Here is a 22,261-nt window from a genome sequence, read left to right as displayed (position 1 = left end):
ATGTTCGGTATCAGCTTCTCTGAATTACTGCTGGTCGGCCTGGTCGCTCTGCTGGTGCTCGGCCCCGAGCGCCTGCCGGGTGCTGCGCGTACCGCAGGTCTGTGGATCGGCCGCCTGAAGCGCAGCTTCAACGCGATAAAACAGGAAGTTGAACGCGAAATCGGCGCGGACGAGATCCGCCGTCAACTGCACAACGAGCACATTTTGTCGTTGGAGCAGGAGGCGCGCAAAATCTTCAATCCGCAGCAGGCCGAGCCGGTCCCGCCCAGCGTAGAGCCCGCAAGCCCTGCCGTAGCAGCGACTGCGCCAGTCACTGCAGCCGCACCTGCTACCGCTGAAAACGGCCCCGCAGCACCTGCCGAACCGGTACCTGCATCTGCCGACGCCGTGCCTGCGCCCGTTGAACCGGCCGCGAAAGAACCGGCGCCAGTGATCCACACCACTTCGGCAGCCCACGCGCCTTCCGCCAACGATTCGTCATTGCCCCCGCGAGCCCCATGAGCGCTGAAATCCCCGAAGACGACCAGCAAATGCCGCTGGTCTCACACCTGACCGAACTGCGCACGCGCCTGCTGCGTTGCGTGCTGGCGATCTTTCTGATTTTTGCCGGGTTGTTCTATTTCACCCAGAAGATCTACACCTTGGTCTCGGCGCCGCTGCGGGTCTACCTGCCCGAAGGCGCGACGATGATCGCCACTGACGTCGCCTCGCCGTTCATCACGCCTTTCAAGCTGACCATGATGGTCGCGCTGTTCCTGGCCATGCCGGTGATCCTGCACCAGATCTGGGGCTTCATTGCGCCGGGCCTGTACAAGCATGAGAAGCGCATCGCCGTGCCGCTGCTGGTATCGAGCATCATCCTGTTCTACTCGGGGATGGCATTCGCCTACTTCCTGGTCTTCCCGCTGATTTTCCATTTCTTCGCCAGCGTGACCCCGGAAGGGGTGTCGATGATGACGGATATCGCCAGTTACCTGGACTTCGTCATGACACTGTTCTTCGCCTTCGGCGTGGCCTTCGAAATCCCGGTGGCCGTGGTGCTGCTGGTGTGGATCGGCATCGTTGACGTGAAGTACCTGAAGAAGATCCGTCCGTACGTGATCATCGGCTGCTTCGTGGTCGGCATGATCCTGACGCCGCCGGACATCTTCTCCCAGACCCTGCTCGCGGTGCCGATGTGGCTGCTGTTTGAAGTGGGTGTATTGGCCAGTTCGATGATCACCAAGCGTGGCGATCACCCCGACGACCAGCCTGCCGAAGAGCCGCAGGACCAGCCGCCAGCGACCCGGCCGTGAATCTGCTGTTACTCGAAGACGCCGACTTCATTGCGGCGGACCGGGTGGTGCTGCGTGACCGGCGCCTCAAGCACATGCAAGAGGTGCATCGGGTCGAAGTCGGCGACAGCCTGCGGGTCGGCCAGATCGGCGGCCTGCTGGGCAGTGCCGAGCTGTTGCGCCTGGAACCCCGGGAAGCCGAGCTGCGCATCAGCCTCGACAGCCCGCCACCGGCAAAACTGCCTCTGACCCTGCTGCTGGCACTGCCCCGGCCAAAGATGCTGCGCCGGGTGTTCCAGACGGTCGCGACCATGGGCGTGCCCAGGGTCATCCTGGTCAACAGCTATCGCGTGGAAAAAAGCTTCTGGCAGACGCCCTTCCTGCAACCCGAGGCGATACGCGAGCAACTGATCCTCGGCCTGGAACAGGCCCGTGACAGCGTGTTGCCGCAGATCATCATCGAGAAGCGCTTCAAACCGTTCGTCGAAGACCGCCTGCCGCAACTGGCCGAGGGCACCCTCGGATTGGTCGGTCATCCCGGCGACTTCCCGGCCTGCCCGCGTGCCGTGGAACAGCCGGTAACCCTGGCGATCGGCCCGGAAGGCGGCTGGATTCCCTACGAAGTGGACCTGCTCAGGCAGTCGGGGCTACAACCGGTGCAACTGGGCGAACGCATTTTACGCGTTGAAACTGCCGTAACTGCCCTGCTCGCCCGGCTTTTCTAAGTATCGTTTTGCCAGCATTATGGCTACAGTTCGCGCACTAAGTTGCCGATATTAGTTGCACTTACATAAAAACAATAAGCTTCAGGAGCGACGCCATGTATCGCGGGATAGCCCAAGGCCTGGGAAATATAAGCGTGAGCCGCAAGCTCGCCGTCGGTTTCGGCCTGCTGTTGCTGATGACCCTGATCATCACCAGCACCGGCTGGTTCAGCGTGACATCGCTGATCGGCCGCAGCGACAAGATCGCCGCCATCAGCCATATCAGCGATGCCACCCTGGAACTGCGCGTGGTGCGTCTGCGCTACGAGGCTCAATACAGCCCTGAAGCCGCCAAGGCGGTGTATGCCGGCCTGGACAAGCTTGATGAAACCATCAATGGCGCACTCAAGATCATTGAAGCGGGCGATGACTTCAAACGCCTGAACGACCAACGGACCGCCGCCGCCAAATACCGCAGTTCCTTCGACGACATGGTCAAAGCCATTGCCGCTCGCGAAGTCGCCCGCACCAACCTGGGCGTCACCGCCGATCACGCCGTGGACGAGGTCAACAAGATCGAAGAGTCACTGCTGCTGGGCGACAGCATCCTCGAGTTCAACAGTTCCGTCAGTGTCAGCAAGCTGATCCAGCAGGCGCGCTTCCAGGTGCGTGGCTACACCTTCAGCGGCAAGGCCGAGTTTGAAAGCGCCGCGACCGCTGCCATCGACGAAGCTACCGTGGGCATCAATACCCTGGCTGGCGAAATTTCCCCGGAATTCCTCTCCAAGTTGCAGGCCGCTGCGGCCGCCCTCAAAGGCTATCGCGCGGCGGTGGGCCAGTACCGCGATGCCCAGCAGGTGAGCATGCAGGCGCTGGAGAAGATGACCGTCGTCGGCCAGGACCTGCTGGATATCAGCGACGAGCTGATCACCTCGCAGAACGGCAAGCGTGACAGCGACAGCCAGAAAGCCCAGTCGACGCTGGGGTTGGTCACCGTACTGGCGATCCTGTTCGGCATCATCGCGGCCTGGGCCATTACCCGCCAGATCGTCCTGCCGCTGCGCTACACCCTGACCGTGGTCGACCGCGTTGCATCCGGCGACCTGAGCCAGAACCTTGCCGTGGATCGCAAGGACGAGCTGGGCCAGTTGCAGGCCAGTATCCAGAAGATGACCCTGGGCCTGCGCACCCTGATCGGCGGGATCAGTGAGGGCGTGACCCAGATTGCCAGCGCCGCCGAGCAACTGTCCGCTGTCACCGAGCAGACCAGCGCCGGGGTCAACAGCCAGAAAGTGGAAACCGATCAGGTCGCCACCGCCATGCACCAGATGACTGCAACCGTGCAGGAGGTGGCGCGCAACGCCGAAGAAGCCTCGGAAGCGGCCAAGGCTGCCGATCAACAGGCCCGTGAGGGTGATCGCGTGGTCAACCAGGCCATCGCCCAAATCGAGCGCCTGGCCACAGAAGTCAGCAATTCGACCAAGGCCATGGGCGTGCTGAAGACCGAAAGCGACAAGATCGGCAGCGTGCTGGACGTGATCAAGTCCGTGGCCGAACAGACCAATCTGCTGGCCCTAAACGCTGCTATTGAAGCTGCCCGCGCCGGTGAGGCCGGGCGTGGCTTTGCGGTGGTCGCCGACGAAGTGCGCAGCCTGGCCCAGCGCACGCAGAAGTCCACTGAAGAGATCGCCCAGTTGATCGTCGGCCTGCAAGGCGGCACGCAACAGGTCGCCAGCGCTCTGGACAGCAGCCGCGACCTCACCGACAGCAGCGTCGAACTGACGCGTAGCGCAGGCAGCGCATTGGAGAACATCACCCGTACCGTGTCGGCGATCCAGTCCATGAACCAGCAAATCGCCGCCGCTGCCGAAGAGCAGAGCGCCACCGCCGAAGAGATCAACCGCAGTGTACTGAATGTGCGGGATGTGTCGGAGCAGACCTCGTCGGCCAGTGAGGAAACTGCGGCATCCAGTGTTGAACTGGCGCGGTTGGGCAATCACCTGCAGACGCTGGTGGGACGTTTCAAAATCTAGAACTCTACAAAGACTGATATGGGCTGATTGTAAAAGCGAATTGTGGGAGCGAATTCATTCGCGAAGAGGGCAGTACACCCGATACAGCCATGTCGGCCGGAACACCGTCTTCGCGGATGAATCCGCTCCCACAAATGTGATCGCGTTCAAATAAGGCTATCGCTCAGAAATCTCCTACAACCTCTTCAGGTCGCGCGATCCAACACCCTGCCGATGCGCTGGAAACACGTATCAGCAGGAGATTTACCCATGTTTGGATGGCTCAATCAGGCGCTGGGCAATACCAGCGTCAAACTCAAACTTTCCATGGGCTTCGGCCTGGTCCTGAGCCTGACCCTGGCGATCACGCTGACGGGCTGGCACGGGCTGGACACGGTCATTGCCCGGGCTGAGTCCATTACCGCCATCGGCCAGCTCAACAGCCTGAACAAAGACCTGCGCAGCGCGCGCATTCTGTTTCGCAGCGAAGGCAGCCCGGAGAATGCCGCTGCAGTCGAGGACCTGCTCGGCGAACTCGACAAGCAACTGGATCTGCTGCGCGGTGACGCCGATAACAAAGCCAGCCTGGAACTGCTCACCGAGCAAAGCCGGATCGTCAGTTCGATGAAAAAGAGCTTCGCCGAGCTGAGCGAAGCGCGCAAAGCCCGGGAGGCCCGGCGCGAACAACTTGAACAGCAATCCGCCAGGGCGGTTAAAGCGGTGGAGGACGTCGAGAGCGAGGTGCTCAAGACCGTCAGCCAGGAGCAGGACAACGGTGAGCGCCTGGAGGAGTTCACCAATATTTCCCAACTCAAACAGCAGATCCAGACCGCCCGCTATCAGGTCCAGGCCTACACCATGAACGGTCAGGAGGCCTATGAGGACGCAGCCACGACGGCCATTGGCGAAGCGATCAAGGAGGTCGAGGAAATCGCTCTGGATCAGGCCGACGACAACCTCAAGGGCCTGAAGAACGCCAGTGAAGCCCTGCAACGCTATCGCGGCCAACTCGCCGAGTTTCAGACCGCACAGAACAAGGTCGATGGCGCACAGAAGAATCTGGATACCTTGAGCGAGCAGATGCTCGGCTCAGTTGCCAGCCTGATCGACAGGCAAACCGCTCAGCGCGATCAGGAAGCGGCGCTATCGCGCAACACGTTGATCAGCGTAGCCGTCCTCGCCCTGTTTCTCGGCCTGCTCGCGGCCTGGCTGATTACCCTGCAAATCGTCGTGCCACTGCGCCAGACCCTCGCCGCCGCCGGGCGAATCGCCAAGGGTGATCTGAGCCGCGACCTGGAGAGCCGTCGTCGTGACGAAATGGGCCAATTACAAGACAGCATGCAAGAGATGACCCTAAGCCTGCGTCAGTTGATCGGCAATATCGGCGATGGTGTCACCCAGCTTGCCAGCGCCGCCGAAGAGTTATCCGCCGTCACCGAGCAGACCAGTGCCGGGGTCAATAGCCAGCGCGATGAGACCGATCAGGTGGCCACTGCCATGAATCAGATGACCAACACCGTGCTCGATGTCGCGCGTAATGCCCAGCAGGCCAGCGAAGCGGCGACCCATGCCGATCAGCAGGCCCGCGAGGGCGACAAGGTGGTTAACGATGCCATTGAGCAGATCGAGCAACTGGCGGCTGAAGTGGCCAGATCAACCAAGGCCATGAATCAGCTCAAGCTGGAAAGCGAGAAAATCGGCGGCGTGCTGGACGTAATCAAGTCGGTGTCGCAACAGACCAATCTGCTGGCCCTGAACGCCGCCATCGAAGCCGCTCGTGCCGGGGAAGCCGGACGTGGCTTTGCCGTTGTCGCCGACGAGGTACGCGGTCTGGCCCAGCGTACACAGGAGTCCACCGAAGAAATCGAGGAGCTGATTGCCGCGCTGCAACAGGGCACACAGCAGGTCGCCATCACGCTGGACAGCAGCCGCAGTCTCACCGACAACAGCGTCAGCCTCAGTCGCCGCGCCGGTAGCGCCCTGGAGCAGATCACCCGTACCGTCTCCAATATCCAGGACATGAACCAGCAGATCGCCACCGCAGGCGAACAACAAAGCGCCGTGGCCGAACAGATCACTCGTAACGTGGTGAGCGTGCGCGATATTTCCGATCAGACGGCAGCGGCGAGTGAGGAAACGTCGGCGTCCAGCGTGGAACTGGCGCGCCTGGGCGTGCATTTGCGTGATCTGGTGGGGAAATTCAAGGTCAGCTAGGCGGAGCCAGAAACAACTGTGGGAGCGGATTCATCCGCGAAGGCGGCGGGTCAGACGATAAATATCTATCGAATGTACCGGCCTCTTCGCGAATGAATTCGCTCCCACATTGTTTACTTTATAACTACAGCTCAGGCGTGTACCAAAGCGTGCGCCGGCTCTACCACCGCCGGTTGCAGCGGCAGCAATGGCGAGTGCGGATCGGCTTCGATGGAAGCGCGCCACGCGGCCAGCCATTCGGCGTGACCTTCGCTCCAGACCTGCTCATGCAGACGACCCAATGCCACCGGGTCGCTGAGCAGCATCAGGCGCTCGTGGTTGCTGAGCTTTTCCGGACCGACTTTCAACGCATGGCGAACCCGCTCCTGACGCATCAGCTCGATGGGCTCGGCGAACTTGTGGCGCGAAGTTGCCAGGGCGCAGGCCAAGGCGTTCTGCCGTGGGTCGACGACGGAACGAACAAAACCATCCTTCAGCGCGTGCCAGCGGTTCTCATGGGTGTACTGGTCGGTTGCCAGCAACTCTTGCGGCGGCGCGTATTCCTCTGGGATGAGGAAGAACTTCTCGTCGCGCGCCTTGAGGCCAAGACCAGTACGGCTGGAAATCACCGAGACCGGAATCGACAGCATCAGCGAACCGACGATCGGCGCCAGCCACCACAGGAAGCTCGGGTTCAGCCACGCCACCAGCAGGGCCCAGCAGGCGCCCAACAGGGTTTGCGGACCGTGGCGTTTGACCGCCTCAAGCCATGGCGTGGAGTCGTCGTCACGTTGTGGCGAATTCCAGGTTGCAGCCCAACCGAGAAACGCAGCCAGTACGAAGCGAGTGTGGAACAGCATGCGCACCGGAGCCAGCAGCACCGAGAACAGCATTTCCATCAACATCGACAGCGTGACCTTGAACTTGCCACCAAAGCCGATCGCGCCCTTGGCCCATATCAGAATGACGCTGAGCAGTTTAGGCAGGAACAACAGCACGATGGTGGTAGAGAACAGCGCCACGGCTTTTTCCGGGTGCCACTGCGGCCACAGCGGATACAACTGCCGCGGCTCCATGAAGTAGGTCGGCTCCATCAGTGTGTTGACCGCAAGCAACGCCGTCGACAACACGAGGAAGAAGAACCACAAAGGCGCAGACAAGTAAGACATCACACCGGTGAGGAACACCGCACGGTGCACCGGGTGCATGCCCTTGACCAGGAACAGACGGAAGTTCATCAGGTTACCGTGGCACCAGCGACGGTCACGCTTGAGTTCATCCAGCAGGTTCGGCGGCAGTTCTTCGTAGCTGCCTGGCAGATCATAGGCAATCCACACGCCCCAGCCGGCACGACGCATCAACGCCGCTTCAACGAAGTCGTGAGACAGAATCGCACCGGAGAAAGCACCTTTACCCGGCAACGGCGCCAGGGCGCAGTGCTCGATAAATGGCTTCATACGGATGATCGCGTTGTGGCCCCAGTAATGGGACTCACCCAACTGCCAGAAGTGCAGGCCGGCGGTGAACAGCGGGCCATAGACGCGAGTAGCGAACTGCTGCATGCGCGCATAGAGCGTGTCCATGCCCGACGCCCGTGGCGCGGTCTGGATAATACCGGCGTCCGGCGTGGCTTCCATCAAGCGCACCAGACTGGTCAGGCATTCACCACTCATTACGCTGTCGGCGTCGAGGACGACCATGTAGCGGTATTCGCCGCCCCAACGACGGCAGAAGTCGTCGAGGTTGCCGCTTTTGCGTTTAACGCGACGACGACGGCGACGATAGAAGATCTTGCCGAAGCCCTTGGTCTCGCGGCAAACATCCAGCCAGGCCTGTTGCTCGGCAACGCAGATATCGGTTTCGTTACTGTCGCTGAGTACGAAGAAGTCGAAGCGATCGAGGTCACCCGTCGCCGCAACCGACTCGAAAGTCGCGCGCAGACCGGCGAATACCCGGGCCACGTCTTCGTTACAGATCGGCATGACCAGCGCGGTGCGGGCACCGGCTTCGATCGGCTCGTTACCGGCGCTGGCACCGGAGATGCGGTACTTATCGCGCCCGGTAAGCAGCTCCAGAAAGCCCATCAGAGCGGTCCAGAAACCGGCCGAGACCCAGCAGAACAGGATGCCGAACAGCAACAGAATGCTGCTCTGCAAGGCATAAGGCAGAACCTGCAAGGCGGTCTGCATCAGCGACTGTCGGGAGATTTCGTCGAACGAAACCAGCGACCAACCCTGATACGGCATGATGCCTTTCATGTACCAGCTGGCGACGATGGTCTGACCCAGCATCAACAGCAGCAGGATATAGCGACGGGTCGAACCCACAGTACGCCAGCGCGCCTTGGGCAACTCGCGCTTCTCCGGCTCCGGCGCATTGGTGCGACCGGTCAGGCGCCGCCAGCCACGCACCAGAATATTGGTGCGCCATGGCTCGGGAACAACCTTGGTCCGCTGAATCGGCGGCGTGGCTTTCAGACACACCCGACCGCTGGCGTCGAGGCCGAGCATTTCGGCCTCCTGCAACTCGTCAGCGGTGGCCAGGGTCAGGCGACGGCCTACCGAGACCTGAGCGGCCTCGGTAGTGTCCACGCCCGGCTGGGCCGAAAGACGCTCATGCAACTCACTGAAAGACTGGCAGCCGGCAAGTTCTGCCCGCTGCTCGTCACTCATTGGCAGGTGCGCCAGGTACTCGCTCAGCGAGACTGGCGCCGGTACGGAATTACTCATCGGCTGGCAACTGGTAGCTCCAGGTCTCGGTCAAGACTTGCAGGGTCTTGGCAGATTCTGGAAGGGTGGATGCAGCGCCATGGGCAGGCTGCAGGGACTCTTTACCGTCTTTGACGCGGGCAGCGTCGGCCAGGGCCGCTTCAGGACGGTTAGCAGCATCAGTCTTGGCGGCTTCGGTCACGGCTTCCGGCTTGGCAGCAGCAGCATCAGGCTTGATCGCGTCAGCTTTGGCCGCATCGGCCTTGGCTACGTCGGCCTTGGCTGCATCAGCCTTGGCGGGCTTGCCTGCTTCGGCTTTCGGCGCTTCCGGCTTGGCTGCGTCAGCCTTGGCCACTTCAACCTTGTCGGCGGCTTTCGGCGCCTCCTTGGCTTCTTTGGCGGCCTTGGCGGCTGCGGCTTTCTGCTCGGCCTTGTCTTTCTCGGTGACCAGCAGTGCAGGCTCCTTGCCAGGTTCGGCAGGCAGCTCGCGCAGCAGGTAGGCACGCATTTCAATCGGCTTGTTGTTGTCCTTGACCTTCAGACGCAGGGTCAGGCGGTAGCCTTTGGTCACCGGGTTGTAGCGCAGGTTGTTTTCGACCAGCTCGGTGTTGTCATCGGTAGTGACCTGGCTGCGGATCGTTGGATCTTCAGGCAGGGCGGCCAGTACCGGGCCGACGAAATCAACCAGGAACGCCACGGTGCCGTCAGGCTGGCGGATCAGGTTGGACTGACGCACGTCGCCGATGGAGCGCAGCGTCTGACGGACCCAGCCCAGATCAGGCGAGTGGATGGCTTTTTCGTCCATGGTCCAGTGCAGGCGATAGTTGAAGTCAACTGGCTCGCCCGGTGCTGGCTGGGTTTCCGGCTTCCAGAAGGCAACGATGTTGTCGTTGGTTTCATCGGCAGTCGGGATTTCGACCAGATCAACAGTACCCTTGCCCCAGTCGCCTTTCGGTTCGATCCAGGCGCTTGGACGCTTGTCGTAGCGGTCGTCGAGGTCTTCGTAGTGGCTGAACTCGCGACCACGTTGCAGCAGACCGAAGCCGCGCGGGTTCTCGACCGAGAAGCTGCTGACCGACAGGTGTTTCGGGTTGTTCAGCGGACGCCAGATCCACTCGCCATTGGCGGCCTGGATCGACAGACCGCTGGAGTCGTGCAGCTCGCGGCGATAGTTAGGTACGCGCGAAGGCTGGTTGGCACCGAACAGGAACATACTGGTCAGTGGTGCAACGCCCAGCTTGCCGACTTTTTCACGCAGGAACATACGCGACTTGACGTCGACAACGGTGTTGGTGCCCGGACGCAGAGTCAGCTGATAAGCACCGGTAGCGCGCGGCGAGTCGAGCAGGGCGAAGATCACCAGATGGTTTTCGTCGGTCTGCGGCTTCTCGATCCAGAACTCAGTAAAGCGCGGGAACTCTTCGCCCGACGGCATCGCGGTGTCGATGGCCATGCCGCGCGCCGACAAGCCGTACACCTGGCCTTTGCCGATCACGCGGAAATAGCTGGCGCCGAGCATGGTCATGACTTCGTCGTTCTTGTCATCCTTGTTGATCGGATACAAGACGCGGAAACCGGCGTAACCGAGCTTCTCGGTAGCCTTGGGGTCGAACTTCACGTCACCGAAATCGAAACGACCGGCGTCGTACTTGATTTCGTGAACATCAGTCGCGGTGACTTCGTTGATTTTGACCGGCGTGTCGAAGTGCATGCCCTGATGATAGAAGGACAGCTTGAACGGGGTCTTGTCAGTGGCCCACTCGGCCTTTTCCTCACGGAAACGGATTTTCTGGTAGTCCGCGAACTTCATGTCGCGGAACTCCGCCGGAAGATTGCTCTTCGGCACTTCAAATTTCTTCGCGGCCAGATCCTTTGCCTTGGCAGCTACATCTTCCAGATCGAAAGCCCAAAGCTGGGAAGCGCTGAACAGGCAGATCAGGGCAGAACTCGCCAATAGCGCGCTGCGCAGCCGCTTGCCAGGTGTCTTAGGTGCATTACAGGGACTAACAATCACGAGCAACCCTCGCCGAAAACAGTGAAATAACCAACGGCCAGCTATCAGATGCCGGGTTGGCGAGCAATGTTCCGACTCCTAAAAGACTTGGGAATTCCCCAAGAGGCGTCGAAGCACACTCAAACCAAGATAAATGGACCCACTCACGCGATCCCCGTAGCGCGCGATTATCTAGTAGCGCGCGTGACAACGCATCAGGGGGAACGAAGTATTTATTGCTTTTAAGCCTAATAAATCCGGGCGGACCGGGTTTAGCTCTCCAACAGAAATGTCACAGGGCCATCATTGATCAAATGGACCTGCATGTCTGCACCAAATTGGCCCGCCTGCACCCCTTTGTGCGAGCTTTTCGCCTTGTCGAGCAAGTAGTCGAACAGCTCGGCACCCAGGGCGGGCGGCGCGGCCCTTGAAAAACTCGGGCGCATGCCACTCTTGGTATCGGCAGCCAGTGTGAATTGTGAAACCAACAATAGACCGCCCGCGACATCGCGCAACGACAGATTCATTTTACCGTCGCTATCACTGAAGACCCGGTAGTTGAGCAACTTGTGCAGCAACTTGTCGGCGCTTGCGCGAGTGTCCTGGGGCTCGACGCCCACCAGCACCAACAGGCCCTGATCAATAGCCCCGACAATATCGCCGCCCACCTCGACGCGCGCGCTGCGTACGCGCTGTAACAGTGCTTTCATTTATCTGATTCTCTGCCAAATGCGATGAGAGGAATCATGTGGGAGCGGATTCATCCGCGAAGAGGCCAGTACATTCACTGCATCTGTAGCGCCTGAACGACCGTCTTCGCGGATGAATCCGCTCCCACAAAAACCTCGACACCCTGCAAATTAATCTCAGGCTTCTTCCGGCGGCAGATCCAGCAGGCGCCGGGCCACTTCAGCGGCAGCCCGCACCAACGCATCGGTAATCCCCGGTTCGGCGGCGGCGTGGCCCGCGTCGCGGATCACCTGCAGTTCGCTGTTGGGCCAGGCCTGATGCAGCTCCCAGGCGTTGTCCAGCGGGCAGATCACGTCGTAGCGGCCGTGAATGATGATGCCCGGCAAGTGAGCGATCTTGGGCATGTCGCGGATCAGTTGGTTGTCTTCGAGGAAGGCCTTGTTGGTGAAGTAGTGGCATTCGATCCGGGCAATGGACAAGGCCCGCTGCGGCTCGGAGAAACGATCGACCATGGTCGAGTTCGGGCGCAGGGTCGCCGTGCGGCCTTCCCAGGTGGACCACGCCTTGGCGGCGTGCATCTGGGCGATCTGATCGTTGCCGGTCAAGCGCTTGTGGAAAGCGGTGAGCAGGTCGCCGCGCTCGTCCTGTGGGATCGGAGCCACGTAATCCTGCCAGTAATCGGGGAACAGGCGGCTGGCACCGGCCTGGTAGAACCAGTCGATTTCCTGCTGACGCGCCAGGAATACCCCGCGCAGGATCAATGCATGCACGCGGTCCGGGTGCGTCTGGGCGTAGGCCAGGGCCAGGGTCGAGCCCCAGGAGCCGCCGAACAGCACCCATTTGTCGATGCCCAGGTGCGTGCGAATGCGCTCCAGGTCTTCGACCAGATGCCAGGTGGTGTTGTTTTCCAGATTGGCGTGGGGCGTCGAACGACCGCAGCCACGCTGGTCGAAAGTAACGATACGGTAGAGGTTCGGATCGAAGTAGCAGCGACTCTGTGCGTCACAACCAGCACCCGGACCGCCATGGATAAAGACCACCGGCAGCCCTTCAGGCGAACCGCTTTCGTCGACATACAGCACATGCGGCTCTTCCACGGCCAGATCGTGCCGGGCGTAAGGTTTGATCTGCGGGTACAAAGTCTGCATAGGTGCTCCATAGGTCCTGTTCAGGGGCTTCTATTATTGTGGCGCAGTGGCTGCGAGCCTCTAAATCGAACAGCCAGTGTGGGCCATCATAAACCCGAAACGATGATTCATCATGCTCTGTAGTGACGCATGAATGATGACTGGAACGATCAATGCAAGCGTTTTGCCAATTACCCGACCCGGCGAACGCATGTGATCTCGCTGTGTCGAACCCTGGCGCGTGCTCTGAGTTTTTTAGGATTTTTTCAGGCAATAACCGGGGACACGCCCTACAGTCAAAGAACCCCTTCCTTCGTCTGACTAGCTTGAGGTCGTAATTGATGTCTCAGGAACCACCACTCGTTCGTGACGCTGAAGTGGCCGCTTTTCGCGCCGCTGTTCTCGCTAAACTCACCTATGCCGTGGGCAAGGACCCTGACCATGCGTTCGAGCATGACTGGTTTGAAGCCGTGGCCCTTGCGGCGCGCGACCATATGGTCGAGCACTGGATGGATCACACAAGGCAGATCTATCGCACGGTACAGAAGCGGGTTTATTACCTGTCCCTGGAATTTCTCATCGGCCGTCTCCTGTACGACAGCCTGAGCAACCTCGGCCTGCTGGAAATCGCCCGTGAGGCGATGACTGAGCTGGGCGTGGATATCGAACGTATCCGCCTGCTCGAGCCCGATGCGGCCCTGGGCAACGGCGGCCTCGGTCGTCTGGCAGCGTGCTTCATGGAAAGTATGTCGACCCTGGGCATCGCCGGTCACGGTTATGGCATCCGCTATGAACACGGGCTGTTCCGTCAGGCCGTAGTCGATGGCTGGCAACAGGAACAAACGGAAAACTGGCTGGATTTCGGTAACCCTTGGGAATTTGAACGACCAGAGGTGGTGTATTCCATCGGCTTCGGTGGCAGCGTCGAGACCCTGCTCAGCGAAACCGGCGAACCGCACCAGATCTGGAAACCTGCGGAAACCGTCCGGGCCATTGCCTATGACACTCCAGTGGTCGGCTGGCGCGGCGCCAGTGTGAATACCCTGCGCCTGTGGCGAGCCCGTGCCGTGGGCGATCTGCACCTGGAGCGTTTCAACGCCGGTGACCACTTCGGCGCCGTGGCCGAAGTGGTGCGGGCCGAGAGCATTTCCCGCGTGCTGTACCCCAACGACGCCACCGAGGCCGGGCAGGAACTGCGCCTGCGCCAGGAGTACTTCTTCGTCTCGGCATCGCTGCAGGACCTGCTGCGTCGCCACCTGAACATGCACGCGACGCTGATGGACCTGGCCGAACACGCGGCCATCCAGATGAACGACACTCACCCGTCGATTGCCGTGGCCGAGCTGATGCGCCAGTTGATCGACACCCATGGCATCGCCTGGGATGCGGCGTGGAAAATCACCGTCGGCACCCTCGCCTACACCAACCACACCCTGCTGCCCGAGGCGCTGGAAACCTGGTCTGTGGGCCTGATGGAACGCATGCTGCCGCGGCACATGCAGATCATTTACCTGATCAACGCCCAGCACATCGACACCCTGCGTGCCAAAGGCATCCATGACTTCGACGTGCTGCGCGCGGTATCGCTGATCGAAGAAGACAACGGCCGCCGTGTGCGCATGGGTAACCTGGCGTTCCTCGGTTCTCATAGCGTCAACGGTGTATCGGCGCTGCACACGCAATTGATGCGCAAGACGGTGTTCGCCGAGCTGCACAAGCTGTATCCGGAGCGGATCAACAACAAAACCAACGGCATTACCTTCCGCCGCTGGCTGTTCCAGGCTAACCCGCGCCTGACCGAAATGCTCGTCGAATCACTCGGCCCGGATATCCAGGACAATATGGAAACCGGCCTGCTGGGCCTGGAGCCGTTCGCGGAAAAGAGTTCGTTCCGCAAACAGTTCGCTGACCAGCGCCTGCACAGCAAGCGCGCCCTGGCAGCGATCATCCATGAACGCTTGGGTATCGTGGTCAATCCAGCGGCGATGTTCGACGTGCAGGTCAAGCGGATTCACGAATACAAGCGCCAACTGCTCAACCTGTTCCACACCGTGGCGCTGTATCAGGCCATTCGTGCCGAGCCGGGCACCGATTGGGTGCCGCGGGTGAAGATCTTCGCGGGCAAGGCGGCGGCCAGTTATCACTCGGCCAAGCTGATCATCAAGCTGACCAACGATATCGCCCGTACGGTGAACAACGATCCGACCGTGCGCGGCCTGCTCAAGGTCGTGTTCATGCCCAACTACAACGTCAGCCTGGCTGAAAGCATCATTCCGGCAGCGGACCTGTCGGAGCAGATCTCTACGGCCGGGCTCGAAGCATCGGGCACCAGCAACATGAAGTTCGGCCTCAATGGCGCTCTGACGATCGGCACGCTCGACGGCGCCAACGTGGAGATGAGCGAGCAGATCGGGCTGGAGCACATGTTTATCTTCGGCATGACCTCGCAACAGGTCGAAGCGCGCAAGCGCACCGGGGATTTCAGCGCCCATGCCGAAGTCGCTGCGTCCGGGCGTCTCAACGATGTGCTGCAGGCGATTCGCGGCGGGGTGTTCTCGCCGGATGATCCGAACCGCTATATCGGGCTGATCGACCAATTGCTGGCCTATGACCGCTTCCTGGTCTGCGCCGACTTCGACTCGTACTGGGACGCCCAGGCCCGGGTCGAGGAACGCTGGCACGACTCCAAGGCCTGGTGGCGCTCGGCAGTGCTGAACACTGCGCGTATGGGCTGGTTCTCTTCGGACCGGACCATTCGCGAATATGCCGGGGAGATTTGGAAAGCGTTGGATTAATAAATCTGCACACCTTGTGGGAGCGCGGCTTGCCCGCGAAGGCGCCATCTCAGACGATAAATTTTCACCGTCTGTACCGGCCACTTCGCGGGCAAGCCGCGCTCCCACGAGTCCAGCGCCTAAAGCTGTGATGCCCCTCGCAAAATCGCAAAACCGCGCAATTATTTGTGCTGTGTCCGGTCTGAGCCCTGTCTATTAAAATACATGTCGCTCCCTTCAGACAGGCAAGACAAGGACTTAACCCGTGCAATGGATTCTGATGCTGCTTGGCCTGGTGCTCGGCGCCATGGGCAGCGACTACCCCCTGGACCCCTTCAGCGGTGCTGCCATTGGCGGCGCAGTCGGCTGGGTGCTGGGCATGAGCATTCATGTGTGGCAATTGCGCCGCAAAAGCGCCCGCCAGGGCGAGCAACTGGAAGTGATGCAGAAAACCGTCGAAGCCCTGCAACAACGGCTGTCGATGCTCGAGCACCCACCCACCTCTTCCTTTAATAAGGCAGCCGCCAGTCAACCGGTGCAAGACAGCGCACCGCTGCCCGACACTATCTGGGTAGCCAGCAAGGCAGACGAACCCGAGCTGAGCTGGGACCTGCCTGCTGAAGTCGCAGTTGCGCCTACCCCAGAGCCCGTCGCCTCCGACTGGAACATCGACGCAGTCAGCCCTTCCCGTGCGCAATCACCTGCGGCTCCTACCCCTGTCAACTGGCTGGACCGCGGCCTGGACGCTGCCAAAGGCTGGCTACTGGGTGGCAATACCGTGTTACGCGTCGGCGTGGTGCTGCTGTTCCTCGGCCTGGCCTTCCTGCTGCGCTACGCCACCGAAGGCATTGTTATCCCGGTGGAAGCCAAGTACGCCTCCGTCATCGTCTGCGCCCTGGCACTACTGGGCCTGGGTTGGTGGCTGCGCGGCCGGAATCCGGCCTATGCCTTGACCTTGCAGGGCGCCAGCGTCGGGGTGATCTACCTGACGATCTTTGCGGCGATGAAGCTCAACGCCTTGATCGACCCGGCCATGGGCTTCGCCCTGTTGGTGGCCGTGACTGCCTTCTCTGCGATTCTCGCGGTCAAGCAGGACTCCCTGGCCCTGGCCTGCGCCGGTGCCCTCGGCGGCTTCGCTGCACCGCTGCTGGCGTCCACCGGCCAGGGCGGCAACCATATCGCCCTGTTCAGTTATTTCACCCTGCTCAACGCAGGAATCTTCGCTATCGCCTGGTTCAAGGCCTGGCGCCCGCTGAACCTGATCGGTTTCTTCGGCACCTTCGGTATCGGCGCGGCCTGGGGCATGAAGGCCTACAACCCGGAGCTGCTGTGGAGCACTGAAGGTTTCCTGATTCTGTTCTTCCTGATGTACCTGGCCATCGGCCTGTTGTTCGCCCGACGCAGGCTGGAAGAACTGGCCAGCGGCCCCGAGGATGACAGCCGCACAGCCATGCTGCGCTGGTCGGCACGGCAGAGCAGTTATGTTGATGGCAGCCTGTTGTTCGGCACGCCCATCGTCGGTTTCGGTCTGCAATATGCGCTGGTCGGTCATCTGGAGTTCGGCGCAGCCATCAGCGCCCTGGTACTGGGGCTGATCTATATGGGCATCGCCCGCCTGCTGGCATCGCGCACATCCGGCCGCGCTCTGCTGCTGGTCGAAACCTGTCTGGCCCTGGGCGTAGTGTTTGCCACCCTGGCCATCCCTCTGGGCCTGAATTCGCAGTGGACCTCAGTATCCTGGGCCATTGAAGGCGCGGCGGCGTTCTGGCTCGGCCTGCGGCAGAACCGCATGCTGGCGAGGGCTTTCGGCCTGTTGCTGCAAATCGGCGCCGGGCTCGCCTTCATCAATGAGCTGAACGCCTGGTACTCGCCGCTGTTTGCCCATGGCGATTACTGGACGCCGATGATTCTGTCCCTGGCTGCGCTGATCAGTGCCCTATGCGTGGAGCGGATCAGGACCGCGAGCCTGCTCAATCGCGATCTGCTGTCGACCTTGCTGTTGGTCTGGGGCGGCGCCTGGTGGGGCGTGGGCCTGATCAGTGCGTCGTGGCGCCTGGCGCCACCGGACCTGCGCGTGGTGTTGCTGCTGGCCCTGGCCGCCGCCAGTCTGGCGCTGTGGACCGTGATCAGCGTGCGCCTGCGCTGGCCCGGTCTGGCGATGCTGTGCCTGGCCTTGCTCGGACTGGCGCTGATTCCGGTCAGCGGCATCCTGCTGGCCTACAAGTTCGGCCCGGACTATCACCCGAGCGCCAACTGGGGCTGGCTGGCCTGGCTGGTGTTGTTCGCCGTGCATCTGCGTTCTCTGCGCAGCCTGGAGCAGATCCTTCCGGCCAAGGCCGCTAGCATCGCCCATGTGTTGGGTTGCTGGTTGATCCTCAGCGTCGTCGCCCTGCAGGTACGGGATGTGGTGATGGCATTCTCCGAAACCTACAACGCCTGGCGCTGGCTGGGTTGGGCGCTGGTGCCGAGCCTGTATCTGCTGGCGATGGCTGCGCCACGACAATGGCCTTGGCCGGTGGCGACTCATGGCCGCGAATACCGGGTCTGGGCGGCTTTGCCGGTGGCTGGCCTGCTGCTCGCCTGGTTCTGGCTGGCCAACACCTTCAGCGATGGCAACGCCGATCCACTGGGCTATGTGCCACTTGTTAACCCACTGGAAATCGGCCTGATGTTCGCCCTGACCGGGGTGTTCCTGTGGATCAGCCGCAACCTGCATCAATTGGGCGTCAGCCAGCATCAATGCCAGCGCCTGGCCTGGCTGGTCGCCGGGGCTTCGCTGTTTGCGCTGGTTACGGCCATGGTCATGCGTACCGCTCATCACTGGAGCGGTGTGCCCTGGGCGGCGGATGATCTGCTGGAATCCATGCGGGTACAGGCCGGGCTGTCGATTGTCTGGACCCTGATGGCCCTGGCCCTGATGATCGGCGGCCACCTGCGGGTACGCCGCGAAATCTGGATCGCCGGTGCGGTGCTGATCGGTGTCGTGGTTGCCAAGCTATTCTTCGTCGAACTGAGCAACCGTGGCGGCATGGCGCGGATTGTTTCGTTCATCGGCGTCGGTATCCTGCTGCTGGTCGTGGGCTACTTCGCCCCGCTGCCGCCCAAGCGTGCAGCCCAGGCCACAGTCGAACCGACGCCGGAACCGGATCTGCCATGAGGAAGCCGTACTTGAGTGCCCATGCGTTATTGAAAAGCCTGCTGTGCGCGACCGCCTTGTTGACGGCCAATCTTATCCAGGCCGCGGAAGCTCCCGCTGACTTTGCCAGCCAGACGCCCCTGACCCTCAGCGGCGAAGGCCCTTGGTATCGTCTTGAGCTGCCCCTGGCCGTGCAACTGCAGGCCCGTCAGGCTGACCTCGCTGACTTGCGCATATTCAACAGCGAAGGCCAGCCCCAGGCCTATGCCCTGGCGCAAAACCAGGCTCAGCGTCCGGCCGAACAGCCGGAAGTCGCGGTGAAAATGTTCCCGCTGTACAACAGCACCGACAAGCGCGATGCCGTGCCGGTGGTGCGAGTACAACGGTCGAGCAACGGCACTGTCGTCGAAGTATCGCCCCAGGAAGATATCGAAGCCGGTGATGAAATCCTGCGCGGCTGGCTGCTGGACACCAGCGCGGTCAAGGCGCCGCTGGAGCACCTGACCCTGGACTGGAGCACCGAACATGAGGGTTTCCAGCACTTCAGCATCGAGGCCAGCGACGACCTGCAGCACTGGCAGTCGTGGGGCAGTGGTCAGGTCGCCCGACTGTCGTTCTCCGATGAGCTGGTCGAACAGCGTGAAGTCGCCCTGCCCGGCCATAAGGCCCGTTACCTGCGCTTGCTGTGGACGACGCCGAACGTACCGACCCTGACCTCAGCCATGGTCCTCGGCGCAGCTAACGATGCGCCGCCTGCGCCCCTGAGTTGGTCGCCCGCCTTGAGCGGCAAGCTCGACAAGCCCGGCGAATATCTGTGGGAACTGCCCACTAGCCTGCCGGTAGAGCGCCTGCGTTTCGAGATCGCCCAGGCCAACAGCCTGGCGCCCGGCACGCTGTACGGGCGGCTGGACAGCAAAAAGCCCTGGCAAGCGATCGGCAGTGGCCTGCTCTACCGCCTGACTCAGAATGGCCAGGACGTCACCCAGAATGAAATCCAGCTGGCGGGCTATCCGATTCGGGAACTGAAACTGGAAGTGGACGAACGCGGCGGCGGCCTCGGCCCCGAAGCGCCGAAACTGCACTTTGCCCTGTCGGCGACGCAAGTGGTGTTCCTGGCCCGGGGCAACGGCCCCTTTACCCTGGCCATCGGTAACGCGACAGCGCCTGCGGTAAATCTGCCGATCAATACCCTGATTCCCGACTACAACCCGCAGAAGCTCGTCAGCCTCAGCAGCGCCGCGCCGACCAAGGCGCCGGTGGTCAGCCTGACGCCCCTGGCACCCGCGCCGATGGTGATCGACTGGAAGCGCATCGGCCTGTGGGCCTTGTTGGTGCTGGGGGTGATTTTCCTCGGCTGGATGGCCTTGAGCACCCTGCGCGCCACCCCGCCAAAATCTTGATCCGCATCGCCCGTACGCGGGCGATTTGTGGCTACGCTGTCTATCTGAGCCAAAACAGCAGGCAAAACCTGAACTCAATCCGCTGCAAGCCGGTCTGATGGGCAGTATTACGCTCGCACACGCGGTAAACTGCGCGGGTTTTTCATCCCCATACTTTCGGAGCACTCCATGTCCCGCGTTACCCTAAGTCGCTATCTGATCGAGCAGACCCGCAGCAACAACACCCCTGCCGATCTGCGCTTCCTTATCGAAGTAGTGGCTCGTGCGTGCAAGGAAATCAGCCATGCCGTCTCCAAAGGCGCGCTGGGCGGTGTGCTTGGCAGCATGGGCACCGAGAACGTGCAGGGCGAAGTGCAGAAAAAGCTCGACGTGATTTCCAACGAAATCCTTCTGGAAGCCAACGAATGGGGCGGTCACCTGGCCGGCATGGCATCCGAAGAGATGGACAATGCCTACCAGATCCCCGGCAAATACCCTAAGGGTGCCTATTTGTTGGTATTTGACCCATTGGACGGCTCGTCGAACATCGACATCAACGCCCCGGTCGGCACCATCTTCTCGGTACTGCGTTGCCCGAACGAATACCTGAGTCAGAACGAAGCCCTGAACGAAAAGGCCTTCCTGCAGCCAGGCACCGAGCAGGTCGCTGCCGGTTACGCCATCTACGGCCCGCAAACCATGCTGGTGCTGACCCTGGGTGACGGCGTCAAGGGCTTTACCCTGGACCGTGAAATGGGCAGCTTCGCCCTGACCCACGAAGACATCACGATCCCGGAGACCACTCAGGAATTCGCCATCAACATGTCCAACCAGCGCCACTGGGAAGCCCCGGTACAGCGCTACGTCAGCGAGCTGCTGGCCGGTGAAGAAGGCCCGCTGGAGAAGAACTACAACATGCGTTGGGTGGCCGCGATGGTTGCCGACGTGCACCGCATCCTGACCCGTGGCGGTCTGTTCATGTACCCGCGTGACAGCCGTGAGCCATCCAAGCCGGGCAAACTGCGCCTGATGTACGAAGCCAACCCGATGTCGTTCCTGGTGGAACAGGCTGGCGGCGCCTCCACCGACGGCCACCAGCGCATCCTCGACATCAAGCCTGAAGGCCTGCATCAGCGTGTTGCGGTGTACCTGGGTTCGAAAGAAGAAGTCGAGCGCGTGACTGCGTACCATAAGGGCTAATCAGACCTTGTTGGAGCAAGGCTTGCCCGCGAATGCAACAACGCGGTCTGCCTGACATTGCGCGTGTTGCTGTTCGCGGGCAAGCCTCGCTCCAACGAATAAACCGTGGTGATTCTCCTCCACCACGGAACCAGATCCCGCTTTTCCCTTCTAAGCTTGCGCTATTGCGCCCGCGCAGCCGTTCCAGGCCTGCCCCGCATAAGCATTTCCCCAGGCTCAGGAGCTTCACTCATGACTTTGCGCAACGTCGCCCTACTGTCGTTCTGCGTATTGCTGGCTGCATGCAGCAAGATCAATCAGGAAAACTATTCGAAGCTGTCCGCCGGGATGCCCAAGACCCAGGTCGAAGCGCTGCTCGGCAGCCCGACTGAATGCTCCGGCGCCATCGGCCTGACCAGTTGCACCTGGGGCGATCAGAAGAGCTTTATCAGCGTGCAGTACGCCGCCGACAAAGTGGTGCTGTTCTCGGGTCAGGGTCTGAAATAAATCATGCTCAAGCTACTGCTACGTTTCAGCGTTGCCCTGATGGCTTGTTTCCTGGCCATCGGCTTTGCCCATTCGCAAGAGAATCTGGAGCCCAAGACCGTCGGCCATGTCGACTTCAAGCGCTACCAGGGCACCTGGTATGAGCTGGCCCGGCTGCCGATGTATTTCCAGCGCAACTGCGCGCAATCAGAAGCCCATTACGGCCTCAAGGACGATGGCAATGTCAGCGTGCTGAACCGCTGTCGCGACAAGGATGGGCAGTGGCAGGAAATAAACGGCACCGCCTCGCCGCAGGAAGTCGGCAAGACCGACCGCCTGTGGGTGGTGTTCGATAACTGGTTCTCGCGCCTGCTGCCGGGCATCACCAAGGGCGCGTACTGGGTGCTCTACATCGACGATGACTACAAGACCGCCGTGGTCGGTACGCCGGATCGAAAATACCTGTGGCTGCTGTCACGCACCGCTCATGTGTCCGAAACCACTCGCCAGGAGCTGCTGAGCAAGGCCCAGCAGCAGGGTTACGACACCATGAAGCTGATCTGGCGCACGGAAGACTCGGCTATCGGCAAAGCAACGCGCTGATAA

Annotated in this window: 15 protein-coding genes; 11 read left to right on the top strand and 4 right to left on the bottom strand. The window is 61.2% G+C overall.

Features of this window, described 5'->3' with window-relative positions; translation table 11 throughout:
• From tatB to M2401_RS15795, 5 genes are all read left to right on the top strand, one after another.
• Positions 1 to 501: a Sec-independent protein translocase protein TatB gene (gene tatB / locus M2401_RS15815; RefSeq protein WP_259104238.1), complete on the top strand. Its 501-nt coding sequence runs from the start codon at positions 1 to 3 to the stop codon at positions 499 to 501.
• A complete protein-coding gene (gene tatC, locus M2401_RS15810) occupies positions 498 to 1,295 on the top strand; it encodes a twin-arginine translocase subunit TatC (RefSeq protein WP_259104237.1) in 798 nt (265 codons plus the stop codon). The genes tatB and tatC overlap by 4 nt, the downstream gene beginning before the upstream one ends.
• Positions 1,292 to 1,999 carry a 16S rRNA (uracil(1498)-N(3))-methyltransferase gene (locus M2401_RS15805; RefSeq protein WP_259104236.1) on the top strand — a complete coding sequence of 236 codons (708 nt, stop codon included), beginning with the start codon at positions 1,292 to 1,294 and terminating at the stop codon, positions 1,997 to 1,999. The genes tatC and M2401_RS15805 overlap by 4 nt, the downstream gene beginning before the upstream one ends.
• Before the next feature lie 176 nt (positions 2,000 to 2,175).
• A complete protein-coding gene (locus M2401_RS15800; RefSeq protein WP_409033936.1) occupies positions 2,176 to 4,011 on the top strand; it encodes a methyl-accepting chemotaxis protein in 1,836 nt (611 codons plus the stop codon).
• A gap of 249 nt (positions 4,012 to 4,260) precedes the next feature.
• Positions 4,261 to 6,204 (top strand): methyl-accepting chemotaxis protein, encoded by a 1,944-nt coding sequence (locus M2401_RS15795; protein ID WP_259104234.1) that lies wholly within the window; start codon positions 4,261 to 4,263, stop codon positions 6,202 to 6,204.
• 131 nt (positions 6,205 to 6,335) lie between these two features.
• Here the strand turns inward: M2401_RS15795 and mdoH are convergent, their stop codons facing one another.
• The 4 genes from mdoH to pip form a co-directional block, all read right to left on the bottom strand.
• Positions 6,336 to 8,912 carry a glucans biosynthesis glucosyltransferase MdoH gene (mdoH, locus tag M2401_RS15790; RefSeq protein ID WP_259104233.1) on the bottom strand — a complete coding sequence of 859 codons (2,577 nt, stop codon included), beginning with the start codon at positions 8,910 to 8,912 and terminating at the stop codon, positions 6,336 to 6,338.
• Positions 8,905 to 10,911 carry a glucan biosynthesis protein G gene (locus M2401_RS15785; RefSeq protein WP_310504125.1) on the bottom strand — a complete coding sequence of 669 codons (2,007 nt, stop codon included), beginning with the start codon at positions 10,909 to 10,911 and terminating at the stop codon, positions 8,905 to 8,907. The genes mdoH and M2401_RS15785 overlap by 8 nt, the downstream gene beginning before the upstream one ends.
• Positions 10,912 to 11,156: 245 nt before the next feature.
• Positions 11,157 to 11,594 (bottom strand): D-aminoacyl-tRNA deacylase, encoded by a 438-nt coding sequence (gene dtd, locus M2401_RS15780; protein WP_259104231.1) that lies wholly within the window; start codon positions 11,592 to 11,594, stop codon positions 11,157 to 11,159.
• Between the two features lie 156 nt (positions 11,595 to 11,750).
• Complete coding sequence (gene pip / locus M2401_RS15775) at positions 11,751 to 12,722, bottom strand: prolyl aminopeptidase (protein WP_259104229.1); 972 nt, start codon at positions 12,720 to 12,722, stop codon at positions 11,751 to 11,753.
• 320 nt (positions 12,723 to 13,042) lie between these two features.
• Here pip and M2401_RS15770 point away from each other — a divergent pair, with 320 nt between their 5' ends.
• From M2401_RS15770 to M2401_RS15745, 6 genes are all read left to right on the top strand, one after another.
• On the top strand, positions 13,043 to 15,496 hold the full coding sequence (locus M2401_RS15770) for a glycogen/starch/alpha-glucan phosphorylase (RefSeq protein ID WP_259104227.1): 2,454 nt from the start codon (positions 13,043 to 13,045) through the stop codon (positions 15,494 to 15,496).
• A 244-nt stretch (positions 15,497 to 15,740) separates the two neighbouring features.
• Positions 15,741 to 18,632: a DUF2339 domain-containing protein gene (locus M2401_RS15765; protein ID WP_259104226.1), complete on the top strand. Its 2,892-nt coding sequence runs from the start codon at positions 15,741 to 15,743 to the stop codon at positions 18,630 to 18,632.
• 29 nt (positions 18,633 to 18,661) lie between these two features.
• On the top strand, positions 18,662 to 20,011 hold the full coding sequence (locus M2401_RS15760) for a DUF3999 domain-containing protein (protein WP_409033935.1): 1,350 nt from the start codon (positions 18,662 to 18,664) through the stop codon (positions 20,009 to 20,011).
• A 168-nt stretch (positions 20,012 to 20,179) separates the two neighbouring features.
• Positions 20,180 to 21,190 carry a class 1 fructose-bisphosphatase gene (locus M2401_RS15755; protein WP_259104223.1) on the top strand — a complete coding sequence of 337 codons (1,011 nt, stop codon included), beginning with the start codon at positions 20,180 to 20,182 and terminating at the stop codon, positions 21,188 to 21,190.
• A 231-nt stretch (positions 21,191 to 21,421) separates the two neighbouring features.
• Positions 21,422 to 21,676 (top strand): outer membrane protein assembly factor BamE, encoded by a 255-nt coding sequence (bamE, locus tag M2401_RS15750; protein ID WP_259104221.1) that lies wholly within the window; start codon positions 21,422 to 21,424, stop codon positions 21,674 to 21,676.
• Positions 21,677 to 21,679: 3 nt separating this feature from the next.
• Positions 21,680 to 22,258 (top strand): lipocalin family protein, encoded by a 579-nt coding sequence (locus M2401_RS15745; protein WP_259104220.1) that lies wholly within the window; start codon positions 21,680 to 21,682, stop codon positions 22,256 to 22,258.
• The last annotated feature ends 3 nt before the right edge of the window (positions 22,259 to 22,261 follow it).

The organism is Pseudomonas sp. JUb42 (genome assembly GCF_024807945.1).
Lineage (GTDB): Bacteria > Pseudomonadota > Gammaproteobacteria > Pseudomonadales > Pseudomonadaceae > Aquipseudomonas.
The sequence above is the reverse complement of the archived record's forward strand: the minus strand, read 5'-3'. Positions and strand labels throughout refer to the sequence as shown.

What these genes read in the sequence shown, in the direction of transcription:
- tatB (WP_259104238.1), top strand. Translation starts at nt 1, where the DNA reads ATGTTCGGTATCAGCTTCTCTGAATTACTGCTGGTCGGCCTGGTCGCT.
- M2401_RS15755 (WP_259104223.1), top strand. Translation starts at nt 20,180, where the DNA reads ATGTCCCGCGTTACCCTAAGTCGCTATCTGATCGAGCAGACCCGCAGC.
- M2401_RS15800 (WP_409033936.1), top strand. Translation starts at nt 2,176, where the DNA reads ATGACCCTGATCATCACCAGCACCGGCTGGTTCAGCGTGACATCGCTG.
- M2401_RS15770 (WP_259104227.1), top strand. Translation starts at nt 13,043, where the DNA reads ATGTCTCAGGAACCACCACTCGTTCGTGACGCTGAAGTGGCCGCTTTT.
- mdoH (WP_259104233.1), bottom strand. Translation starts at nt 8,912, where the DNA reads ATGAGTAATTCCGTACCGGCGCCAGTCTCGCTGAGCGAGTACCTGGCG.
- dtd (WP_259104231.1), bottom strand. Translation starts at nt 11,594, where the DNA reads ATGAAAGCACTGTTACAGCGCGTACGCAGCGCGCGCGTCGAGGTGGGC.
- M2401_RS15795 (WP_259104234.1), top strand. Translation starts at nt 4,261, where the DNA reads ATGTTTGGATGGCTCAATCAGGCGCTGGGCAATACCAGCGTCAAACTC.
- M2401_RS15745 (WP_259104220.1), top strand. Translation starts at nt 21,680, where the DNA reads ATGCTCAAGCTACTGCTACGTTTCAGCGTTGCCCTGATGGCTTGTTTC.
- bamE (WP_259104221.1), top strand. Translation starts at nt 21,422, where the DNA reads ATGACTTTGCGCAACGTCGCCCTACTGTCGTTCTGCGTATTGCTGGCT.
- tatC (WP_259104237.1), top strand. Translation starts at nt 498, where the DNA reads ATGAGCGCTGAAATCCCCGAAGACGACCAGCAAATGCCGCTGGTCTCA.
- pip (WP_259104229.1), bottom strand. Translation starts at nt 12,722, where the DNA reads ATGCAGACTTTGTACCCGCAGATCAAACCTTACGCCCGGCACGATCTG.